This is a genomic window from Paraburkholderia sp. BR14312 (assembly GCF_040948675.1).
Taxonomy (GTDB): Bacteria; Pseudomonadota; Gammaproteobacteria; order Burkholderiales; family Burkholderiaceae; genus Paraburkholderia; species Paraburkholderia nodosa_A.
Genome location: NZ_JBFPKI010000006.1, coordinates 36,272 through 58,093, shown reverse-complemented (window position 1 = coordinate 58,093; position 21,822 = coordinate 36,272). Strand labels below are relative to the sequence as shown.

Here is a 21,822-nt window from a genome sequence, read left to right as displayed (position 1 = left end):
AGAAAAATGTCCGTTTTGCGCAATTTATGCCCGATGCGTCGGCCATCGCTGTGTCTCGTATTTTGCATCGGATGATAACTAATTGCTAATGCGAACGATAATGATTCTCTCTATGTAGAATGAATATTCCAGAGAACCGATCTGGTGCCCTAGACGGCCCCGCCCTCCTGCGCCGCCGCGCTGCCGCCGAGATAGGTGGCGCGCACGCGGTTGTCGTCGGCCAGTTCATGGGCCGAACCCGCGAGCGCCACGCGGCCGCCTTCCAGCACATAGGCGCGGTTCGCGATGCGCAGCGCCTGCCGCGCATTCTGCTCTACGAGCAGCACCGCCGTGCCCGCGCGGCTGATGCGCGCGATCACTTCGAAGATCGCGCGCACGAGCTTGGGCGCGAGCCCCATGGAAGGCTCGTCGAGCAGCACGAGTTTGGGCTTGAGCATGAGCGCGCGCGCAATCGCGAGCATTTGCTGCTCGCCGCCGCTGAGCGTGCCGGCAAGCTGGTCCTTGCGCTCGCGCAGCCGGCTGAATGTTTCGTATGCCTGAGCAATGCCCTGATCGAGCGCGCCGGCATCGCGCCGCAACAGGTAGCCGCCCAGGCGCAGGTTCTCCTCGACCGTCAACCCGCCGAAAATACGGCGCCCCTCCGGCACGTGCCCGATCCCGAGCGCGACGATGCGATGCGACGGCAGCCCGACGAGCGCCTGCCCCTCGAACCCGATGCTGCCGCCGCGCGGACGCAGCAGTCCGGAGATGGTGCGCAGCGTCGTGGTCTTGCCCGCGCCGTTGGCCCCGAGCAGCGCGACGATCTCGCCCGGCTCGACATCGAGCGAAACGCCGTGCAGCGCTTCGATGTTGCCGTAGTTCACGCGCAGGTCGCGAACGTCGAGGAGTTTGTCGGACGTCTCTACCCCCATAGCGACTTCTCCCCGTCCGTGGCGTCGGGTCCGTCGTCTTCCTCCGCCGTGCCCAGGTAGGCGTCGATCACCACCGGGTCGTTCTGGATTTGCGCGGGCGTGCCCTGAGCAATGATCTCGCCATGGTCCATCACGATGATGCGGTCGGACACGCCCATCACGAGCGCCATGTCGTGTTCGATCAGCAGCACGGTCACGCCCAGGTCGCGGATGCGGCGGATCTGCGCCATCAACGCGTGCTTTTCGGTTGGGTTCATGCCGGCGGCGGGCTCGTCGAGCAGCAACAAGCGTGGCTGGCTCGCCAGCGCGCGGGCGATTTCCAGCCTGCGCTGATCGCCATAGGGAAGGTCCGAGGCATATTCGCTCGCCCGCGCGCCGAGCCCCACCAGATCGAGCCAGCGCTGCCCGAGCGCGCCGTGCTCGGCCGCCTCGGCGCGCGCGGCGCGCGTGCCCACCAGTTCCGCTACAAGGGCCGTGTGCAGGCGATGATCCATGCCGATCAGCACGTTCTCGAATGCGCTCATATGGTTAAACAGGCGAATGCCCTGAAACGTACGCGCAATGCCGCGATGCACGTTGCGATGGGGCGCGCCGCCGCCAAGCGGCTCGCCGCGCCAGACGAGGCGTCCGCCGCTCGGCCGGATTACGCCCGTCAGGCAGTTGAACACCGTGGTCTTGCCGGCGCCGTTCGGGCCGATCAACGCGAGAATTTCGCCGCTGCGCACCTGGAAGGTAATGCCGCCAATCGCGCGCACGCCGCCAAAGCGGCGCTCGAGGTCATGCACCTCGAGCAGGGTTTCGCGCGCGGCGGCGGCTTCGAGGCCGCCGCTATCGGCGAGGGAAACGGCCGCCTCGGTTTCCTTGCCCGCCGCTTCCGCGGCTTCCGCTTCGTGCGCCACCGTTTCCTCTTCGGGCCGCGGCGCGGCACGCCTCACGCGCGCCGGCCACAATCCTTGCGGACGCAACAACATGAGCACGACGAGCGCCACGGCAAAGCCGAAAATGCGCCACAGGTTCAAAAAGCGCAGCATTTCCGGCAGCCCCGCGACGATCAGCGCGCCGAGTATCACGCCGGGAATGCTGCCGCGCCCCCCCATCACGACGACGATGAGAATCGTCACCGACTGCAGATAGGTGAACGCCGTGGGGTCGATCGTGCCGAAGCGCGCGGCGAACAGACTGCCCGCGAGGCCGCCGATCAGTGCGCCGATCACGTAGGCGAGCATCTTCACGCGCAGGGTCGCGACACCCACCGCTTCGGCGGCGGCTTCGTCCTCGCGGATGCTGGTCCAAGCGCGGCCGAGGCGCGAGCGTCCGAGCCGCACGGCGAACACCAGCACGACGATGAAGAACGCCATGCCCAGCACATACACCGAGCGCGGCGAACTGAATTCGAAGCCGAACAGGCTCGGCGGCTCGATGCCGTAGATGCCGTTCGGGCCGCCGGTAATGTCGAGATTGGTGGCAACGATGCGCGTAATCTCGCCGAAGCCGAGCGTGACGATGGCGAGATAGTCGCTACGCAGGCGCAGCGTGGGGTAGCCGATCACGACGCCGGAAGCGCCCGCGAACACCAGGCTGAACGGCAGCGTCGCCCAGAACGAGAAGTGCAGCAGCGTTTCCAGCAGCGCCGTCGTATAGGCGCCGATGGCAAAAAACGCCGCGTAGCCGAGGTCGAGCAACCCGGCATAGCCCACGACGATGTTCAACCCGAGGCCCAGAATCGCGTAGGTGATGATGGTGAGCCCGACATCGACGACATAGCCGCTCGCGAACTTGGGCAGCGCGATCGCCAACGCGAGCAGCACGCCGGAAACGACCCATGAAGTGTCCGTGGCCCGCGCGCGCATGTCTCACATCCTCTCGACCACGCGTTCGCCGAATAGCCCGGTGGGCTTCACCACGAGCACGGCGATCAGCACACCGAACACGAACACGTCGGTCCATTGGGAGGAGACATATCCCGCGCCGAACGCCTCCAGCAAACCGATCAGGAAGCCGCCCACCATCGCCCCCGGAATATTGCCGATGCCGCCGAGCACGGCCGCCGTGAACGCGCGCAGCCCGAGCACGAAGCCCATGAAGAAGTTGATCTGCGTGTAGAAGAGCCCTTCCATCACGCCGGCGACCGCGGCGAGCGCCGAACCGATGAAAAACGTGAGCTGGATGAGCCGCTCGACGTCGATGCCCATGAGCCGCGCCGCGTCCTGGTCGATGGCGAGCGCGCGCATGGCCGTACCGACGAACGTATGGTGTACGAACAGATACAGCGCGATCATCAGCGCGAAGCTGGCCGCGATAATGCCGATCTGCGCGAACGTGATGTGCACTTGCGCAACGTCGAAGCCCGTATGCGTGAGCAGGTGCGGGTACGTACGAAAGCCCGCGCCGTAGGCAATCAGGACGCCGTTCTCCAGCAGCAGAGAAACGGCTAGCGCCGTAATGAGAATGGACAGGCGCGGCGCGCGCAGCAACGGCTGATAGGCCACGCGCGCGATCGCCACGCCGAGCACGCCGGTCGCGAGCATGGCCACCGCGAAGGCCACGAACAGCGCGAGCGCGAGCGGCAGGCGAGCGGCCGCGAGCGCGGCGAGCGCGGTCCAGCCCACGAACGCGCCCACCATGAAGAGATCCCCGTGTGCGAAGTTGATGAGCCGGATAATGCCGTAGACCATCGTGTAGCCGAGGGCGACGAGCGCGTAGAACGAGCCGATCGTCAGCCCCTCGATGACGAACTGGAAGAAGGTGCTCATGAGCGGCCCGGTACGCTTACTTCATAGCCACCCACTTGCCGCTGGCATCCTGGCGTTGGTAAGGCTCGAACTGATCGTTATGCACGACGACCGTGATGTACACGGCACGGCTGCGGTCGCCCTTCGGATTGAAGCCGATCGTTCCCGTGGCGCCCTGGTAGTCCGTGATCTTGTGCAGCGCGGCGCTGATGTCTGCGGGCTTTGCCGACTTGCCGTCGGCGATGGCCTTGGCGGTCACGCCCACGGCGTCGTACTCGTACACCGAGTACGGCCCCGGCCCCTGACCATAGCTCTTGTTGTACTGATCGAGGTAGTCGTGCGCACCAGGAAGGAACTGTGCGAGCGGCGCAGTCGTGATGATCATGCCGTCGGCGGCTGGCCCTGCCGTCTTCATGAGCGTGGGGTCATTGGTGCCGTCGCCGCCCATGAAGGTCATCTTCAGGCCCACCTGGCGCGCTTCCTTCACGAGCAGACCCGCTTCGGAGAAATAGCCCGTGTAATAGATCACGTCCGGCTTGAGCGAGGAAACCTTGGTGAGCGTCGGCGAATAATCCATCTGGCCCGGCGTGATCGAGTCGGCATAGACCACGTCCACGCCCATCTTCTTGAGCGATTCCACCGTGTTCTGCGCGAGACCCTTGGCGTAGGTCGTGTTGTCGTCGATCACTGCCGCGCGCTTCGCGTGCAGCGAATTCTTGATGAAGCTGGCCGCGAAAGGCCCTTGCTCGTCGTCACGGCCAATCGTGCGGAACACATTGTCGTAGCCCATTTCCGTGAGCTTCGGATTGGTCGAGGCATCGAGCACGTAGGGAATGCCGGCGCGGTGGAATGCGGTCAACTCGGGCAGTGCCGCGCTGGAACAGTAGCCGCCCGCCACGGCAACCACGCCCGCGTCCACGAGCTTCTGCGCGGCCTGTACCGCCGTTTGTGCGTCGCATGCGTCGTCTTCGGGCACGAGTTCGATCTGCTTGCCGAGCACGCCGCCCGCCGCGTTGATTTTGGCGGCCGCGAGCTTCGCGCCGTTCAGGATATCCGTGCCCGCTGCGGCGCTGCTGCCCGAAAGCGGCACCGGCACGCCGATCTTGATGGTCTGCGCCTGGGTGAGTCCAGGCGCCAGCGCGGCGAGCGAGAAGAGCGTGAGCGCGAGGGTTGCGTGCAGCGCGCCATTGTTCTGAGGATTCATGTGAGCGGCTCCTGAGCGTGGACCCGACCGGGCGATGCCGCAACGCAGGCGAGCCCGCGCGGTCAGTTAGCGAAACGAAATAATTCGTCCAGTGCGATGCCCTGCAGGTCTCGCGCGCTCATGGCGCGCGGCTTGCATGGGACCGGCGCATAACGACTTATCCATGATAGATGCACGTCACCGTTTAACTGCCTAGGGTATGCGCGTATACAAATTACGTGCGCTCGCGGCAGCGTGAAGGTAATTTGTATACACGCATGGAGGGGTGCGAATGAAGACCATCGTACTGGGCGGCGGCATCGCGGGCGTCACGAGCGCGTATTACCTTGCGCGCGACGGCCGCGACGTCACCGTTATCGAGCGACGCTCAGGCGTTGCACTCGAAACCAGTTTCGCCAACGCGGGGCTCGTCGCGCCGGGGCACTCGTACACGTGGGCCTCGCCGCGTGCGCCGAAAATCCTGCTCAAATCGCTGTTCGTCGAAGGCCAGGCGCTGCGCCTGCGCCTGAAGGCCGATCCGCATATGTGGGCCTGGTGCGCGCAATTCCTGCTCAACTGCACCGAGGCGCGCTCGCGCGAGAACACCTCGCGCAAGGTCAAGTTGTGCCGCTATTCGCAGCATCAACTGCAAGAGATCACGGCGCGCGAGCAGCTCGAATACGACCTCATCAGCCGCGGCCTGCTCTATCTCTATCGCGACGCCGCCTCGTTCGAGCGCGGCCGCGCCCACATGTCGATCCTCGTGGAAAACGGACTGCCGCTCGAAACGCTCGACGCCGCCGCCGTTGCAGCACGCGAACCGGCGCTCGCCCACGCGCGCGAGCGCATCGCGGGCGCGATCTACTGCCCCAGCGACGCAAGCGGCGATGCCCACCGCTTCACGCGCGGGCTCAAGGAAGTTTGCGAACGTATGGGTGTGCGCTTCGTGTTCGATGCCCCGATCGAGGCCATCGAAGCCACCGGCGACCGCATTGCCGGCGTGCGCACGAGCGCGGGCATGATTCAGGGCGACGACTACGTGCTCGCGCTCGGCTCCTGGTCGCCGATCCTCGCGCGGCCACTCGGCTATCGCATCGCGGTCTATCCGGTGAAGGGCTATTCGGCCACGTTCCCCTGCGGGCCCGGGCACCGGCCGCCCGAGATGGGTGGCGTCGACGAGAATCACCTCGTGGCATGGGCGCGTTTTGGCGCGCGCCTGCGCTTCACGGCCACTGCGGATTTCGCGGGCTACGACACGCGCCACACGCCCGCCGATTTCACTTCCATGATGCAGGCGGCGCGCGAACTCTTTCCCCAGGGCGCCGATTACACGCAGCCGGCGTACTGGGCCGGGCTGCGGCCGATGACGCCCGAAGGCACGCCGCTGATCGGCCGCACGCGCCATCGCAACTTCTTTCTGAACACGGGTCACGGACACATGGGCTGGACCATGTCGTGCGGCACCGCAAAACTGCTCGCCGACATCATGGCCGGGCGCGAGCCCGAACTCGACATGACGGGATTGATGCTGAGATGACCATTAGCGCACCGCCGCAAGATCACGAGGATGCCTACACGAAGCTCGGCTTCGCGCTCGACGGCGGCATTGCCCGCCGCGCCGCGATCGGCCTCGTCGTGCTGGCCACCGATCATACGATCGAATACGAATGGCGCGATCTGTTGCGCCAGCCGGGCGTGGCGTTCTACGAGAGCCGGCTCGAGAATTCGCCGGACATCACGCCGCCTCGCCTCGCGGAAATCGAGGCGCGCATCGCCCCCGCCGTGAGCCTCATGCTGCCCGGCGAGCGCCTCGACGTGGTGGCGTTCGGCTGCACGTCGGCTTCGATGGTGATAGGCGAAGACAAGGTTGCGGCACGCATCCGCGAGGCGCGGCCCGATATTGCCTGCACCACGCCGATCACGGCCGCGCTCGCCGCGCTAAAGGCGCTCAAGGTGCGCCGCGTGGCGCTTCTTACACCCTACGTGCGTACCATCAACGACTTCATGCGCGATTACATCGAGGCGCGCGGCGTGGCCGTCACACGCATGGCTTCGTTCGAGCACGCGGACGACAACGAGGTGGCGCGCATCGATGCGGGTTCGATTCGCAGTGCGATAGAAACGCTGGCGCGCCACGACGATGCCGATGCGGTGTTCGTGTCGTGCACCAGCCTGCGCGTGGCCGCGCTCGTGCCTCAGATCGAGGCGCAGACCGGCAAGCCCGTGCTGTCGAGCAACTACGCGATGGCGTGGCACGCGCTGCGGCTCGCGGGGGTGCAGGATAGCGAGCCGCAGCTGGGGCGCCTGTTCGCGCGTTGATGCGCTAATGCACGACTGAGCAACGCGACGATCGATCGACTCCTTCACGACACGCGGGTCGGCCAGCGTTGAAACGTCACCGAGATTGCCGTAATCGCCATCGGCGATCTTGCGCAGACATTGCGCACCGGCGCGAACATCCGCTGATGAAATCAGGCGTAAATGGGCTTGCCGGCGAGCGCGCTGCGAATCGCCCCCGCGAGGTCGCCGGCGGCGAATTTCGCCACGTAGCCGCTCGCGCCTGCATTCTTCACGTGCGCCTCATTCGCCGTGCCCGTGAGCGACGAATGAATCACCACCGGAATATCCACGGTGCGCGGGTCCGCCTTGATCTTGCGCGTCAACGTGAAGCCGTCCATCTCCGGCATTTCGAGGTCGGTCAGCACGAGCGCAATGCGATCCTTCGCGCGCACGCCGTCGCGCTCCGCGTTCCTGGCAATCTCGTCGAGCTGCTTCCACGCTTCGAGTCCCGTCTTCGCCATCGTGTATTCGACGCCGAGCGCCTTGAGGCTCTGGCCGATCAGCTCGCGCGCGAAGCCCGAGTCGTCGGCGGCCAGCACCTTCGCACCCGGCGGAATCATCGCGGGCTCGCCCACCTCCTCCGGCACGACCGCGCCGTGCTGCGCCGGGAAGACGTCGCGCAGCACCTGCTCCACGTCCACCACCTGCACGAGTTTCTTGCTCTCGGGGTCGTTCTCGAGCCGCGCGATGCTCGTCACGCGGTTGCCCATCGTGACGTCGGCGGTCAGCACCTGGCTCCATTCGAGCCGCACGATCTCGTCCACGCTTTCGAGCGCGAAGCCCTGGGTGGAACGCGCGAATTCGGTCACGAGCAGGATGTTCAGGCCCGTGACCGGCTCGCAGCCCATGAGCCGCGGCAGGTCGATCACGGGCATCACCTGGCCGCGGATGTTCGCCGCGCCCAGCACGTAGGGGGACGACGCCGCGATCGGCGTGATCGCCGGCATGCTCAGAATTTCCCGTACCTTGAAAACGTTGATGCCGAAGACTTCGCCAACGTCGCTGCCCGGCGCCGCGCCGAGACGGAAAAGCAGCAGCTCGAACTGGTTCGTGCTCGTCAGGCGGGTTCGTTCGTCGATTGCGAAGCCGCTATCCATGATTCTCTCGTGTCCTTTACGTGTGGCGCGATGCGTCCGGCATCCGCTCTCTGCCAACGTCTACGGCCTGGCGCGGGAAATCTTGAGCCTGCCGCTCCCGCACGAGCGTGCCGGATCAGGACACGCTCACACGCCCTCGCGCACGCGCACGCGCACGCGGCCAGCAGCATGCTCGCGCAGGAGCGCCGCGCAGCCCTGGGCGCTCACTGGCCTGCCGAACAGGTAGCCCTGCTGCCGCTCGCAGCGCAGCGAGCGCAGAAACGACGCCTGCTCGGGCGTTTCTACGCCTTCGGCGGTCACGCGCATGCCGAGCGAATGCGCCATCGCCACGACGGCCGAGGTGATCGCCACGGAGTCGCGGTTGTCGGGCAGACCCGCCACGAACGTGCGATCGACCTTCAGATGGTGCAGCGGAAAGCGCTTCAGATACGAAAGCGACGAGTAGCCGGTGCCGAAATCGTCCACTGAAATGCGCACGCCAATGGCGTTCAGCGCGTGCAGGAGAGGCAGCACACTCTGGCTGTCGCTCATCAGAATGCCTTCGGTGATCTCCACTTCGAGCGCGTCGGGCGCGAGGCCCGTGCGCGCGAGGCACCCCTCCACCTGTTCGACCAGCCCGTCCGCGATCTGGCGCGGCGAGAAGTTGACCGCCATGACGAAGTCGGGCGCGAAGAGGCGCCGCCACTGCGCGGCCTGGCGGCACGCGTGCTCGAGCACCCATTGGCCGATCGGGATGATCATGCCGGTGTCCTCGGCCACGGGGATGAACTCCACCGGCGAGACCTGGCCGAGCTCCTCGCTCTCCCAGCGCAGCAGCGCCTCGGCGCCGATCATGCGGCCGCTTTCGCCATCCACGATCGGCTGATAGACGAGGCGCAGTTCGCCCGAAGCGAGCGCGCGGCGCAGCCCCCGCTCGATCTGGAAACGGCGCTGCAGGTGCTGGCGCAACTCGTTCGTGAAGAACTGGAACTGGTTGGTGCCGCGCTGCTTGGCCGCGTACATGGCCGAATCGGCGTTGCGCATGAGCGCGGCGGCGCTGCGGCCATCGTCGGGATACAGGCTGATGCCGATCGAGGCACCCAGGTAGTACTCGTTGCCCGCGACCGCGAACGGCGCGGCAAGCGCGCCGAGCACGCGCTGCGCAAGCGCGACAAGGTCGTCCACGCCCTTGTAGCAGCACACCGCGATCACGAATTCGTCGCCACCCACGCGTGCGAGCGTGTCCCCCTCGCTCACGCAGCCGGTGAGGCGCCGCCCCACGTCGCGCAGCAGCGAGTCGCCGGCTTCGTGGCCGCCCGTGTCGTTGACCTTCTTGAACCCGTCGAGATCGACGAAGAGGAGCGCCGGCTTCGCCGAACACGTAGCGCGCTCCAGCATCGCGTGCATGCGATCGGCGAGGAAGGTGCGGTTGTACAGGCCTGTGAGCGCGTCGCGCGTGGCGAGGTAGCGCAATTGCTGCTGCGCCTCGCGCACGGGCCCGATATCCGTGAACGAGACCACCACGGAAATCGGCTCGCTTTCGCCGGGCCGGAAGATCGGCAGCACGTTCTCGCTCACCCAGACGATCTCGCCGTCCGCGAGTTCGAGGCCGACGGTCTCGCCGAGCACCGGCTTGCCCGTCTCGAGCGCCTTCATGCTCGGGCGCTTCGAGGTGGGCAGGGGCTTGCCGCTTTCGTCGAGCACGCGCGGAATCACCTGCATGATGCTCATGCCGACAGCGTGCTCGGGCAGGCGCAGGAGGCGCCGCGCGCTGCGATTGCAGGCGAGCACGGTGTCGTCGCGGGCCTGCATCACGATGCCTTCGTTGAGGTGGTCCACCACGAGGCGATGGTGCTCCTCGCTGAGCGCGAGACGCTCGGCCATGGTCTGCTGGTTGAGCATGGCCGCGACGCTGTGGGCGATGTCGCACAGCAGCGCCTCCTCGGCCGCGCTGGGCCGCCAGGGCCGGCTCTGGTACACGGCGAGCGCGCCCAGCACGCCGCCGTTGTCGTCGTCGAGCGGCGTCGTCCAGACCGCGCGCAGGCCGCTGTCGAGCGCGATGCGGCGGTACTCGCCCCACTCGTGCGCGAGTTCGTAGTCCTCCACGCATATCGTGCGCCGCTCGGCGATCGCCGTGCCGGACGGGCTCGTGCCGGAACCGACCGGCGTGCCGTCGAACGCGGCGTGATACTGCGCCGGCAAGTTCGGCGCACTGCCGATGCGCAGGCGCTGGCCGTCGGCATCGAGTTGCAGGACCGCACAGTTTGCGCCCGCGCCCAGCAGCCGCCCGGCGCGACAGCAGACTTCCGCCAGCAGTTCCGGCAGCGGCATGCTGCGCGACACCAGCCGCAATACGCTGCGCTCCTGTGCGAGCGCCGCATCGGTTCCGTTCGCGGCCCCGCTGGTTGCCCCGTCCGATTCTTTCGACACCTCCGACTGACCGCCCCGTGATCCCGCTGCGCCGAACGCTCCCGCCGCTTGGGAATAGACCATACCTTCTTCCCCTCTTGTTGCCGCGGTGCCTGTGGTGCAGGTAGCGCCCGCGGCCGGCTCGATCTCTAATGTGGTGCGCGGCAAACCGCTCGCCGTCAGGCGAGCGATTGCGCCGCCCCTGCGTTAACGGCAAGGGCGGCGCGATTCTTGAAGCGTTGGGGCGAAAGGTACGGGCCGGCGGCGAGCCGGATAACAGGGCGCGGACGGGAAGGCGCGCCGGGTGGAGGGGTATGGGCGGCGCGTAGGGGTTCGCGAGGGTAAACGCCTACGCGCGCCGGTACATCGCAAAAAACGCCTTACGCCTGACTCTTCTCGCTGCTTTCGCCGCTGCCGTCCTTGTGGAACACGCGCTTGGTCGCGCGCTTGGTGGCCTCGTAACCTTCGCGCGACGCATGCGCGATGCCGTGGCCCACCGTCTTCGCCGCGTGCGCGGTGGCGTGGCCGAAGTCGCGTGCGGCGTGGCCGGTTTTCGTGGCCGCTTCCTTCGAGTCGTGCTTGATGTTCTCCTTCACTTCGTGAAGGTCGGCGTGCGCCATCGTGCTGGCCATGCCCAGCACGAGCGCGGCAAGTATGAACCGTTTGGATTTCATCATCGGGCTCCCTTTTGTATTGTCATCGAATGACTGCGGACGCGTCGAGCATGACTGCCGCGCGTCCCGTAAGCAGCACGCGGCCCTCGCCGCGCACCGTAAAACCATAGAGTACCGTGTTGCCGCTGCCGCTCACGCGTTCGGCTTCGATCGCGAGCGGCGCGGCGAGCGTGTCGAGGCGCTCGATATGCGCCACTACCGTGCGCACGCTCGCAAGAAAACCGACGCGCGGACGCTCGGCCTCTGCGCCGTCCAGTGCGCCGAGCAACGCGCCATGCACCGCCATGGCCTGCGCCGCGTACTCCACGCCGCACACCGCCGCAAGGCGGCCGCGCGAGCGCAGCGGATTGTGCGGATCGCGATGGCTGGTCGCGATGCAGCGGATACGCGTCTCATCCCATGACTGTACCGCGTCGAGCAGGCACATCGCGCCGCTATGCGGTATGCGCGCCGCGATCCATGCGCGGTCGAGCGGCGCGCCCGGCGCGGCGTTCGCGATCACGTCCGCGAGCGTAGCGGGCAGAGTGGCTTGCGTCGTCATGCCCCCTCTCCAGACGCGTCCACGGGCTCGACGTCGATTTGCACACGCAGCTCGGGCATGTAGTCGATGACCACGCTCGCACGTTGGCCGGATGCATCCATGCGCGCGAGCGCTTCGAGCAGCGGCAGCACACGCGCGGCGGGATTGTTCGTGCGCAGCGCTTCGAGTTCAGGCGAGGCGAGCGGCGTCGCGAGCGCTTCGGTGAGCGTCACGTCGAGGCGCGCGAGCGTCGTCGCGCTGGCCTGCGGCGCGAGCACGAGCGCGACGCCGAATGCATCGGCCACGGGACGCAACGCGTGCAGCGGCTCGGGATAGTCGGCGTCGTAGGCGATCAGCAAGGTGGGCACGCCATCCACGGCCACCTGACACGCGCTTTCGAGCAGCCCCGCTGCGAAGCTGCCGTCGTGCGCGCACAGCACGTTCGATGCGGCCCGGTCGCGCGTCGCGATGCTCCAGTATCCCGCGGGCGCGTTATGCACCGAGTTGTGAAAACGCGTGGGCGAAAGCAGGCGGTCGTCGCTTGCCAGCGCGTCGCAAATTATGTGGCAGTTCTGACCATCTCCACCCGAGGCCGCGAACACGGCGGCAAGCGTCGTCGCGTCGCGACCGCTCGCCGCGACGGCTTCGTGGCCCACGGCGAGCGCGGTCTTGACGACGGCCCCGGTGCGGCGGCGCTCTGCCGCCGGCAACCCCTCCGGCGGCGGCAGCACCGTGCGTGCGCTCGCGTAGGGCGCGCGCGCGGCGAGCACGTCGGCCGTCTGCGGCCAGTTGGCGAGACCCGGGCCGATCACGCCGACGCTTTCGATGAATACGGAAAGTTTCATGGCGGTCATCCGTGATGTGCGCGGTCCGCGCGCCCGAACAGGAGGCTGCAATTCGTGCCGCCAAAACCGAATGAATTGCTGAGTGCGGCGCCGATTTGCGCTTCGCGGCTTTCCAGCACGTAGTCGAGGCCGAGCGCGGCGTCCGGCTGCGTGGTGTTGACGCCGGCGGGCACGAAACGATGGCGCAGCGCGAGCGCCGCGATCACGGCTTCGAGCGCACCCGCCGCGCCGAGCGTATGCCCCGTCGCGCCCTTGGTCGAGCTGCATGGCGTGCGCTCGAACAGTGCGTTGATCGCGCGGCTTTCAGCGACGTCGTTGCTCGGCGTGGCCGTGCCATGCAGATTGATGTAACCGATTTCGTCTGGGGCCACGCCCGCGGTGGAAAGCGCCTGCGCCATCGCGGCGCGCGCGCCGAGCCCTTCGGGATGCGGCGACGACATGTGATGCGCGTCGCTCGATTCGCCCACGCCGAGCAGGAGGATGGCGTCGTCGTCCAGCGTGTCGGGCGTGCGCTCGAGGAAGGCGAACGCCGCGGCCTCGCCAATCGAAATGCCGTTGCGGTTCACGTCGAACGGGCGGCACGGATCGCGCGAAAGCAGTTCGAGCGAGTTGAAACCGTACAGCGTCGTCAGGCAGAGCGAATCGACGCCGCCCACCACGGCCGCGTCGATCAGCCCCGCTTCGATCATGCGGCGGGCGGAGCCAAACACCTTCGCGCCCGAGGAACAGGCCGAAGAAATCGACGTGGCCGGGCCGCGCAGGCCAAAATAGGCGCGCACGAACGAGGCCAGCGCGAACGGGTTGTGCGTCTGCGCGTAATGAAAGCCCGGCTTGAGCGCGCCGCTTTCCAGGTCCCGCTGCCGGTAGGCGTTTTCGGTTTCGAGAATGCCCGAGGTGCTGGTGCCGACGAATACGCCCACCCGCTCGGCGCCATAGCGCGCGACGGCGGCCCGAATGTGTTCGGCGAAACCGTCTTGCGTGAAGCCGATCTGCGCGAGACGGTGGTTGCGGCACGCATAGTCCGCGAGGTCGGCGCGTAGCGTCTCGCTCTCGAGGCCCGCCACTTCGCCAATCCACGTATCGAGGTCCGCGCGCGCGAAGTCGCAGCGCGCGAGGCCCCCGCGCTTGCCGCGCAGCGCGTCGAGCGTCGCGTCGAGCCCGCGCCCGAGGCAGCTGGTAGCGGTGAAATGCGAAAGGATCAGTGGTTTCACGTCAGTCGTTCCGTTTGCGCAGCGGTGGAATCAGGGTTGACCGGCTTCGCCGTCGAGGCACGCGCGCAGTGTGGTCCACTGGAGCTGGCGTTCGGCGGCGGCGCGCAGGAGCGGCGGCAGCACGTCGAGCACGAGCGGCTTGCCGCTTGCGTCGCGCGCCGCGTGGCCGTCGTGCACGAGCAGGATGTCGCGCGCAGCCAGGCCGTCGAGCAGGCGGTGCGTGACCGTGCCGGCCTCTTTCGCGCGGGTGTCGAAGCCGCGCCGCGTCCAGCTCGCGAGGTGCAGGCCGAGGCCGCACAGCACCGGCTCGAGGAACGGATTGCGCAGGCCCGCCGGTGCGCGGAAAAAGCGCGGCGGCGTCCCCGCGATTTCGGCAAGCGTGCGCTGCGCCGCCTCGATCTCGCGCTTCATCACGATGGGCCCCGAGACTGAAAACGTATGCCGATGGCGCTGGCTATGGTTCTCGACGGCATGGCCGCGCGCCACGATCGCTTCGACCAGATGCGGGTGGCGTCGCGCGAGATCGCCGATGCAGAAGAAGGTTGCGCGAACTTCGAAGTGGTCGAGCAGGTCGAGCACGCGCGGTGTCACTTCGGGGTCCGGACCATCGTCGATGGTGAGCGCGATGCGCTGCCCCGCGTGCTCGGGCAGGCGCGTCCAGTTCGGGCCGAGCAACGCGCTGCGCGGCCACAGGCCCGCGGCGATCAGCGCGAGATGCGACGCGACCACGCTGCCCGCGGCCCACGGCCACGCGTGCGGCTGCGCGACCACGGCGGCGGCCGCTCCCGCGTGCAGCGCCACCGCGCCGCTTATGAACGGCGACGGCCTCCAGCGGCGCGCCGTGGCGGACGCGGGCGTCACATGCGTAGCGCGCAACGAAGCCGAATTCATGCGCGGCCTCCGTGCGGGTGGGTCATCTGCGCGGGTTCGGTACGCGGGCGAGCGTGCCGCCGCTCGTCGCGCGTATCGGCGCTCAGGTGCGCCTCGTCGCTGCTGTGCACGAGCGGCGGCGCGAGAATCGCCGCGAACACGAGCGCGAGCATCGCGCCCGGCCCCACCGTCAGCCCGAACGTTTCGAGCAGTGGCACATGAGACAGCGAGAGCAGGCCGAAGCCTGCCACCGTCGCGAGATTGGCGACGAGGAGCGAGACGAGCGTGCGCGGCGTGATGCCCGCTGCGTCGTCGCGCTTGCAAAAGAACAGTGCATAGTTCGAGCCCACGGCGACGATGAGCAGCATGCCGACCAGGTGCAGGATGGTGAGCGGCACGCCTGCCAGCGCGAATCCCGCCGCCACGACCAGCACCGCCGCGACGAGCGGCGCGAGCGCCCTCGCCGCACGCGAGAACGAGCGCAGCGCGAACACCAGCAGCACGACGATGACGGCGAAACCCGCGAGCGAGAGGCGAATGTCTTCGTGCACGTAGTCCACGTACATGCGGTCGGCTTCGGCCTTCATGTCGACGAAGAGCGCGCCCGGCACGTTCGCACGGGCGACGGCGCCGCTCACGGAGCTGGCGTCGAGGCTCGGCGTATTCACGGCCTGCGCGCCTTGTGAATGGCGCGGCGCGCGCAAGGCGAGCATGGCGCTCCACTGGCCGTCGCGCTGGGTCAGGAGCGCATCGACGGCGAGCGCCATCGACGTGCCCTTGAGGTCCGCGCGCGTGACGAGCGGCGGGTTGCGCGCCGCTTCGACGTCGGCGAGGAACGGCGCGAAGGCGTCGGGCCTCACATCCACCGGCTGGTTCCTGAGCGCCTCCTGCAGGCGCGCCGTGAGCACGTCCTTGCCGGGCAGGCTCGCGAGGCGTGCACGCTGGGTGGCGTCGCTCGGCAGGTAGCGCGCGGGGCTCTCGAAGCCGCCCAGCACACCACGCTCGACGAGCGGCTCCAACTGCGCGCCGACCTTCTCCGCGCCTTCGAGCGCGGCCTGCTCGCTCGCGGCCGGAATCACCACGAGATAGCGCACGTCGGGCGCGCCCACGTCCGCGCGCAAGCGCGTGTCGAGCGCCTGGCTCGCGGCGGGCACGGGGCTCAAGGCGGCAAGCTCGTGGCTCCAGAGGTCGTCGCGATGCAGCCAGAGCGACGCGAGCGCGGCGAGCACGAGCGCCGCGAGCGGCCAACGCAGGCGCGGTGCGGCGTGCGCCAGGCGCGCGAGCGCCGCGCCGATACGCGACACATCGCGGATCGCGACTGCTCCGCCCGACAGTTGCGGCAGCACGAATCGCGTGACGAGCGCGGCGCTCACGAGGCCCGCGATCGAATAGAGCCCGAGTTGCACGAGGCCGGGGAAGCCCGAGAACAGCATCGTCGCGAAGCCGCACACCGAGGTCAGCACGCCAAGGCGGATGGTCGGCCAGTAAGCGGCGAGCCATGCGCGCATCGACTCGCGGCCCTGAGGCGCGCCGCGGGGGCCACCCTGCGACGACTGCACGAACAGATAGATCGAGTAGTCCACCGCCTCGCCCATCAGTGTCGTGCCGAAGCCGAGCGTCAAGCCATGCACCGTGCCGAACACGAGCGAAACCGTCGCAATGCCCGCCGCCACACCCGAGAACACCGGCAGGAGCCCGAGCCCCAGCGTGCGCGGCGAACGGTACAGCGTGAGCAGCAGCGCGACGATCAGCACGAGGCTCAGGGTGGAGAGGCGTTCCACGTCGTGGCGAATCGCGTCGCGCGTGGCGACCCCGAACACGCCCGGCCCCGTCAGCGATACCTGGTAGGCCGAAGCATTGGGCAAGGTGCGCGTGGCGGCGGCAAAAGCGGCGCGCACGGCGTCGATGGCGCGGGACTGGGCGTCCGTGTCGGAGCCGGCGGCCGCCGTTTGCGCCACCAGCACGGCGCGCCGGCCGTCGCGCGAGGCCCAAACGCCGCCGCGGCTCGCAGGCTGCGCCGCGCTATCGAGCTGGCCGACCATCGCCGCCACTTCGCCCGTCGGGTCGCGCGGCAGCAGGTCCTTGGCAACGAGGCCCGCCGACGAAGTCAGCAGATCGAGGCTCTCGCCCAGCGCTTCGTGCAGCCCTTGTTCCGTGAAGTGTTGCGGCGTGACCGCGGGGCTCAGCACATAGCGGTGGGCGAACATGAACTGCTCGTCGCGCGCGTCGTTCTGGCCCGAGCCGTTGTGGATCGCCACGAATTGCGGGTCGCCGCGCAGGCTCGCCGCTACGCGGCGCGAAAGCTCCGCGCGCGTGCTCTCGTAGCCGCCGTCGATGCCGATCAGAATGAGCCGGGACGCCAGCCCGTCGCGCAGTTGATCGACGAGCACTTGCTGCGTGGGGCTCGGCGAGCGCGGCAGAAACGCCGAGAGATCGGCGGTGAAGTTCGCGCGGCCGATCGCCACCGCGCACGCGACGAGGCACAGCAGCCACACCGCAACGGCGCGGCGCTGAACGAGCGCGACGCCGCGCGCAAGGACCGGATGGGCGCGCGGGTCCATCAGTTCGCGTCCGCGGAAAGGGCATGCAGGCGCATCACCGAATGATCGCCGTCTGCCTGCTGGATCGCGACGCTGCGCATCGCGTCGCGCGTGCCGTCTATCGTGATGGTGCTCACTACCTTGCGCATGCGCGAGTCGAGCGGCGTGAGCGTGAGCGTCCAGTCGTCGCCCTCACCCGTGAGCGCGACCTTGTACACCTGCTCCAGCGCGAAGCGGTTGCCTGCGAGCGTCGCACGGATGCTCTCGATGAACGCGCCCAGTTCCGGATAGCGCGCGAGCGCCAGCGTGTACTTGTGGTTCTCGCGCTGCACGGTGAGCATGTCGCCGTCCACCACGAGGTGCTCGGGCTTCGGGTTCTGCGTGATCTTTTCCAGATGGTCGGGCGCGACGAACACGAGTTCGCCCGACGACTCCACGGGCTGTGTCGCAATCGAGAGGTACTTCGTCTCGGTGAAGCTCGCACGGCCGGACTTGCGCTGCGCGAGCGTGGACATCAGGCGGTCGAGCGTCCACGCGGGCTGCGCGGTTTCGGCGGCCTGCGCCAGCGCGGCGGGCGCGGCCGCCGTCATGACGGAAGCGGCGAGGAAAGCGGCGCTCGCCAGCGCACGCTGGCAGCGCGCGCGCAAGGTTGCGCAACGGCGGTTCGCGCTCATGCGTCGGTCACCTCGTGCACGGGTAGCTCGGCATGGGGGCGCGTCTCGCGGCGGCGCACCGTGGCCGGCGCACGCGCTGCAGTGCTCGCCGCCGCAGTTGCCGATGCCGGTGCGCCAACCATCGCGCCCTGCCTGCCGCCCTGCCAGAAGTCGTAATAGTTGAACCAGTTGTACGGCGCCAGGCGGCAATAACGGTCGAGCAGGGTCACGTAACGCACGAGCGCCGCGTCGATGGCGCGCTGGCGCGACTCGCGCGGCACGTCGGTAAAGTCCGCCAGCGTTTCGAAGTGCACGTCGTAGCGATTGCCGCCGCGATACAGGCCCGTCATGAACAGCACCGGGCGCTTGAGCATCGCGGCCATGTAGAGCGGCCCGAGCGGGAACGCCGCCGGTTCGCCGAGAAACGCCATGCGGCGCATGGTGGCGGCGTCGTCGGCGAGCAGCGTGCGGTCCGCGAGCATACCCACCATGCAGTTCTGGTCGAGACGCTCGTGCACCTTCAGCATCGAGCCAACCTGGCCGAGCCCGATCACTTCGGGCTTCGCCGCGGGATTCACGGCGGCGAGCGTCGCGTTGATCTTCTGCGCGTTCTCTTCGTACATCGTCACGACCACGCGCAGGTCGGGCCGCGTGCGGCCGAGCGCGCGCACGATCTCGAAGCTGCCGAGATGCGCGCCCATCAGGAACACGCCGCACCCCTTGGCGAGCGTCTCGTCCACGAGCGTATGGCCGTGCGGGCGGATATCGAACATGTCGAAGCGCGCGTTCGCCAGGTAAATGCGGTCGTGAATCGTCGACGCGAATGTAAACACGTGGCGGTAGATGTCGCGCCAGTGGGCCGGGCGGCCCAGCACGCGGCGCAGGTAATCGCGCGAGGCGGCGCACGCGCGCGGCGAAAACAGCACGAAATACAGCGCGATCAAATGCAGCAGCACGCGGCCCGCGCGGCGGCCGAGGCGCAGCGAGAGCCACGTCATGATGCGCAGGAGCAGCGTATTGCTGCGCTCCTGCTGGTTCGCCCAGTCGGTGCGCTTCGTCATGGCTGCGCTCCGGTTTTCTCGTCGCTGATGACGCCGCTCGCGACATCGCGCGCGCCCGCGCGCAGCGTGAAGCGGATCGCGCCGCTCGCCGCCGCGTCCCAGGCGAGGTCGAGCGTTTCGCCAGGCGCGGCCGGGCTCAGGAATTTCGCGGTGCTGAGCTTGAACGTGGTGAACGGCCGGTTCAGCGCGTCGCCGATCGCGTCGATGGCGTGATCGAGCAGCACGACGCCGGGCACGATCGGGTGACCCGGGAAGTGGCCCGGCAGCGCGGGATGATCGGCGGGAATCGCGAACGAAAGCGTGGTTGCGGGTTCGGATAGAGCGTCGCCCGCGTCCTGCGCCGCCGGCGCGAGGCCGCCGCGCATCTGCCGCGCGACGAACGCCGCGAGCACGTCATGCGGCAGCTTGCCGGTGTCGTTGCGCGGCAGGGAATCGACGAACAGCAGCGGACGCGGCAGAAACGCGCGATCGATGCGCTCGCGCAGCGCGCGCTGCAGATCGGCAAGCGTGAGCGTGGGCGCGACCACGAGCGCGACGAGGCGCTGCACGATGTCGTGTCCCGTATGCGCATCGTGCTCGAGGTGCGCTGGCATGAAGAACACGCCGTCCACCACGCCAGGAATCGCGTTGAGCTGATGGTTGAGGTAGGCGAGCGAGGTCCGCTTGCCCGCGATGTTGATGAGGTCCGCCTTGCGCCCGTGCAGCAGGAAACGCTGCGCGTCGAGCAGTTCGATGGCGTCGCCCATCGGCACCGGCTCTTCCACGTGGCCGCCCGAAACCCACATAGTGGGGCCTTCGTCGTCCTGGACCGCGCTTGCGCGCGCTTCGAAGCGAACCTGCGGGAACAGTTGCCACGTTGCGCCCTTCGCGGTGCGGCGCGTCGCGATCTGGCCGGTTTCGGTGCTGCCGTAGATTTCGACGAGCGGCGCCTTCAAGCGCGTTTCCGCTTCGAGCGCGAGCTTTTCCGAGAGCGGCGCGGTGGCAGATAGCACCAGCTCGGCCGGCGGCAGCGCGTGATCGGTGGCGAGCAGCGCGCGCAGATGGATCGGCGAGGTCACGAGCACGCGCGGCTGCGGCACGGCTTCGAGTTCGTCGCGGATATCGACGGGATAGAACGGCAGCCGGTTGCTGAAGGCGAAGCCACCGATCAGCGGCAGCAACACGGTCACTTCGAAGCCATACATGTGCTGCGGCGGCACCGTGCCGACGATCGTGCAGTCGCGCGCGGCGAGCAGGCCGTGCCGCTCGGCCGACGCGCGCACGCCCGCCACCAGCACGCCCCACGTCTTGGCATGCGGCACCGGCGCGCCGGTGGACCCCGACGTGAACACGTAGGCCGCGACGCGCGAGGCGTCGATCCGCGGGACGGCGAACGGCGCGTGCCCGTCGGCTTCCTGCCGGGCTTCGGGATACGCGAAACGCGGCAGGTCGATCGCGCAATCGGGCGCGTCGTGCAGGCAGAACGCGTCGGGTGCGAACGAGGCGAGCTGGCGCACCGTTTCCGGCGTCTGCGTCGAGGGCAGCAGGCTGATGCGGCCAGAGACGAGCGCCGCGCACAGGCCCACGGTAAAGCGGTAGCGGTCGCGGCAGACGTTGAATACGTGGCCGCCCGCCGGCAGTGCCGCGGCCACACGCGTGACATCGGCGAGGAACGCGCGCACCGTGACGGGCGCGCCGTCGCGCCAGGCCATGACCTGATCGGGCGACGTATGAAAAACGAGCGGATGAGTCTGCATAACTTCAGTCAATACGGATTCCTGCGTTGTTCCCTGCTTTGATTCAGGCTGGCGAGCGGCGTCCATGATCAGGAATGCTCCGCGTGCGCCTGGGTCGCCTGCCGGTATGCGCGAATCGCGTCGAGCATGCCGGCATTCGCCTCGCCAGGCAGCACGAAACGCCGGCATGCGTGCTCGGCGACGAACATCACCGCCACGAGCGGCAACGCCAGATAGTTGGCGAACGTCGACCACGCGACGATCGGTGCAACCGCGAACATCAGCGTCGAAACGCCGGCAATCGCGACGAAAAAAACCGTCCATGCGAGCGTGATCTGGCGCGTATAGCGCGCGACGGACGGCGTCAGCGCGCCGCCGTGAATCATCGACGCGAACTGCGTGCAAAGCGGCACGCGCCCCGCCGCGAGCGTGCGCCCGAACAGCAGCGCCATCGCGAGGTTGAAGCTCACATGCTCCAGATACAGTCCCCACTCAAAGTGCAAAGCAAGCGGCGTGCGCATGAACCACAGCGCGAGCACCACGAGCGTCCACAGCGGCAGCAGCCACGCCCGGCGCGGCGAACGCGCGGCGGCGGCCAGCGCGATCGCGAGCGGGGGCACGAGCGCCATGGCCAGGCCGAAGCCGTGCGCGCCGGGCGTCGCGACCGCGTAGTGCGCGCCGATTTGCCAGGCGGCCACGGCCGCCACACCCAGCGCCGCGCGCGCTGCCGCAGCCACGGCGCTCACCGCCCGCCTCCGCGCACGCGCGCGCCAGAGGGCCGTGCGCAGGGCGCCGGCGGGCGGTCGGCCCCGGTGCGACCCAGGGCGGTCTGGCTAAGCAAAGAGGGCATCTGGCAAATATCGCAAATGGACTCGTAAGTGAATCGTAGGGTAAGGCAAGCGCCCCGAATCCTCTTAAGAAACGCAAGTATCGGGCCGGTTTCTTGCAAGTATGGTCAGGCACGCACATTTTAAGATTGGCGGGACCCGATCACCTGTCCTGCCGGATGCCGGTTTGTAACTGAATGTTCGGAATCGCGTCAGGCGGGGTTTTTGTCCGATCCGGACAGGCCCGAAGCCGTG

General features: G+C 68.1%; 17 protein-coding genes and 1 pseudogene. 2 read left to right on the top strand and 16 right to left on the bottom strand.

The annotated features are described in order from the left end of the window. Positions 1–149: 149 nt before the first annotated feature. From AB3X98_RS17890 to AB3X98_RS17875, 4 genes are read right to left on the bottom strand one after another with little or no spacing between them, the layout of a single operon-like run. Positions 150–911, bottom strand: a complete 762-nt coding sequence (locus tag AB3X98_RS17890; protein ID WP_342949045.1) for an ABC transporter ATP-binding protein — start codon at positions 909–911, stop codon at positions 150–152. Beyond that, complete coding sequence (locus AB3X98_RS17885; protein ID WP_069265810.1) at positions 902–2,761, bottom strand: ATP-binding cassette domain-containing protein; 1,860 nt, start codon at positions 2,759–2,761, stop codon at positions 902–904. The genes AB3X98_RS17890 and AB3X98_RS17885 overlap by 10 nt, the downstream gene beginning before the upstream one ends. Positions 2,762–2,764: 3 nt before the next feature. Then, positions 2,765–3,664, bottom strand: coding sequence for a branched-chain amino acid ABC transporter permease (locus AB3X98_RS17880; RefSeq protein ID WP_069265809.1), 900 nt, complete (start codon positions 3,662–3,664; stop codon positions 2,765–2,767). Positions 3,665–3,680: 16 nt separating this feature from the next. Next, on the bottom strand, positions 3,681–4,847 hold the full coding sequence (locus tag AB3X98_RS17875) for a branched-chain amino acid ABC transporter substrate-binding protein (protein WP_368602380.1): 1,167 nt from the start codon (positions 4,845–4,847) through the stop codon (positions 3,681–3,683). A gap of 271 nt (positions 4,848–5,118) precedes the next feature. Here AB3X98_RS17875 and AB3X98_RS17870 point away from each other — a divergent pair, with 271 nt between their 5' ends. Continuing rightward, positions 5,119–6,363 (top strand): D-amino acid dehydrogenase, encoded by a 1,245-nt coding sequence (locus AB3X98_RS17870; RefSeq protein WP_342949048.1) that lies wholly within the window; start codon positions 5,119–5,121, stop codon positions 6,361–6,363. After that, positions 6,360–7,145 carry an aspartate/glutamate racemase family protein gene (locus tag AB3X98_RS17865; RefSeq protein ID WP_368602379.1) on the top strand — a complete coding sequence of 262 codons (786 nt, stop codon included), beginning with the start codon at positions 6,360–6,362 and terminating at the stop codon, positions 7,143–7,145. Before AB3X98_RS17870 ends, AB3X98_RS17865 begins: the two co-directional genes overlap by 4 nt. Before the next feature lie 152 nt (positions 7,146–7,297). Here the strand turns inward: AB3X98_RS17865 and AB3X98_RS17860 are convergent, their stop codons facing one another. The 12 genes and pseudogenes from AB3X98_RS17860 to AB3X98_RS17805 all read right to left on the bottom strand — a co-directional run bounded on the left by AB3X98_RS17860 (position 7,298) and on the right by AB3X98_RS17805 (position 21,486). Then, positions 7,298–8,263, bottom strand: a complete 966-nt coding sequence (locus AB3X98_RS17860) for a chemotaxis protein (RefSeq protein ID WP_069265805.1) — start codon at positions 8,261–8,263, stop codon at positions 7,298–7,300. Between the two features lie 126 nt (positions 8,264–8,389). Beyond that, positions 8,390–10,735, bottom strand: a complete 2,346-nt coding sequence (locus AB3X98_RS17855) for a putative bifunctional diguanylate cyclase/phosphodiesterase (RefSeq protein WP_368602378.1) — start codon at positions 10,733–10,735, stop codon at positions 8,390–8,392. A gap of 296 nt (positions 10,736–11,031) precedes the next feature. Then, complete coding sequence (locus AB3X98_RS17850; protein ID WP_028202427.1) at positions 11,032–11,325, bottom strand: hypothetical protein; 294 nt, start codon at positions 11,323–11,325, stop codon at positions 11,032–11,034. 22 nt (positions 11,326–11,347) lie between these two features. Next, the gene (locus AB3X98_RS17845) at positions 11,348–11,866 is read right to left on the bottom strand and encodes a hotdog family protein (RefSeq protein WP_368602377.1); all 519 of its coding nucleotides are present in this window, start codon (positions 11,864–11,866) and stop codon (positions 11,348–11,350) included. Next, positions 11,863–12,690 carry a beta-ketoacyl synthase chain length factor gene (locus tag AB3X98_RS17840; RefSeq protein ID WP_368602376.1) on the bottom strand — a complete coding sequence of 276 codons (828 nt, stop codon included), beginning with the start codon at positions 12,688–12,690 and terminating at the stop codon, positions 11,863–11,865. The genes AB3X98_RS17845 and AB3X98_RS17840 overlap by 4 nt, the downstream gene beginning before the upstream one ends. A 5-nt stretch (positions 12,691–12,695) precedes the next feature. Beyond that, complete coding sequence (locus tag AB3X98_RS17835; protein ID WP_368610294.1) at positions 12,696–13,901, bottom strand: beta-ketoacyl-[acyl-carrier-protein] synthase family protein; 1,206 nt, start codon at positions 13,899–13,901, stop codon at positions 12,696–12,698. Between the two features lie 30 nt (positions 13,902–13,931). Continuing rightward, positions 13,932–14,792 carry a polysaccharide deacetylase family protein gene (locus AB3X98_RS17830; RefSeq protein ID WP_368602374.1) on the bottom strand — a complete coding sequence of 287 codons (861 nt, stop codon included), beginning with the start codon at positions 14,790–14,792 and terminating at the stop codon, positions 13,932–13,934. After that, on the bottom strand, positions 14,789–17,332 hold the full coding sequence (locus AB3X98_RS17825) for an MMPL family transporter (protein WP_368602373.1): 2,544 nt from the start codon (positions 17,330–17,332) through the stop codon (positions 14,789–14,791). Before AB3X98_RS17825 ends, AB3X98_RS17830 begins: the two co-directional genes overlap by 4 nt. Beyond that, positions 17,332–17,901 (bottom strand): outer membrane lipoprotein carrier protein LolA, encoded by a 570-nt coding sequence (locus AB3X98_RS17820; RefSeq protein WP_368602591.1) that lies wholly within the window; start codon positions 17,899–17,901, stop codon positions 17,332–17,334. Before AB3X98_RS17820 ends, AB3X98_RS17825 begins: the two co-directional genes overlap by 1 nt. A 218-nt stretch (positions 17,902–18,119) precedes the next feature. After that, positions 18,120–19,025: pseudogene (locus tag AB3X98_RS17815) on the bottom strand (acyl-CoA synthetase); the annotation flags it as partial. Further along, a complete protein-coding gene (locus tag AB3X98_RS17810; protein ID WP_368602590.1) occupies positions 19,022–20,761 on the bottom strand; it encodes an AMP-binding protein in 1,740 nt (579 codons plus the stop codon). The gene AB3X98_RS17810 and the pseudogene AB3X98_RS17815, both read right to left, overlap by 4 nt. A 68-nt stretch (positions 20,762–20,829) precedes the next feature. After that, positions 20,830–21,486, bottom strand: coding sequence for a hypothetical protein (locus AB3X98_RS17805; RefSeq protein WP_368602372.1), 657 nt, complete (start codon positions 21,484–21,486; stop codon positions 20,830–20,832). Between the last annotated feature and the right edge of the window lie 336 nt (positions 21,487–21,822).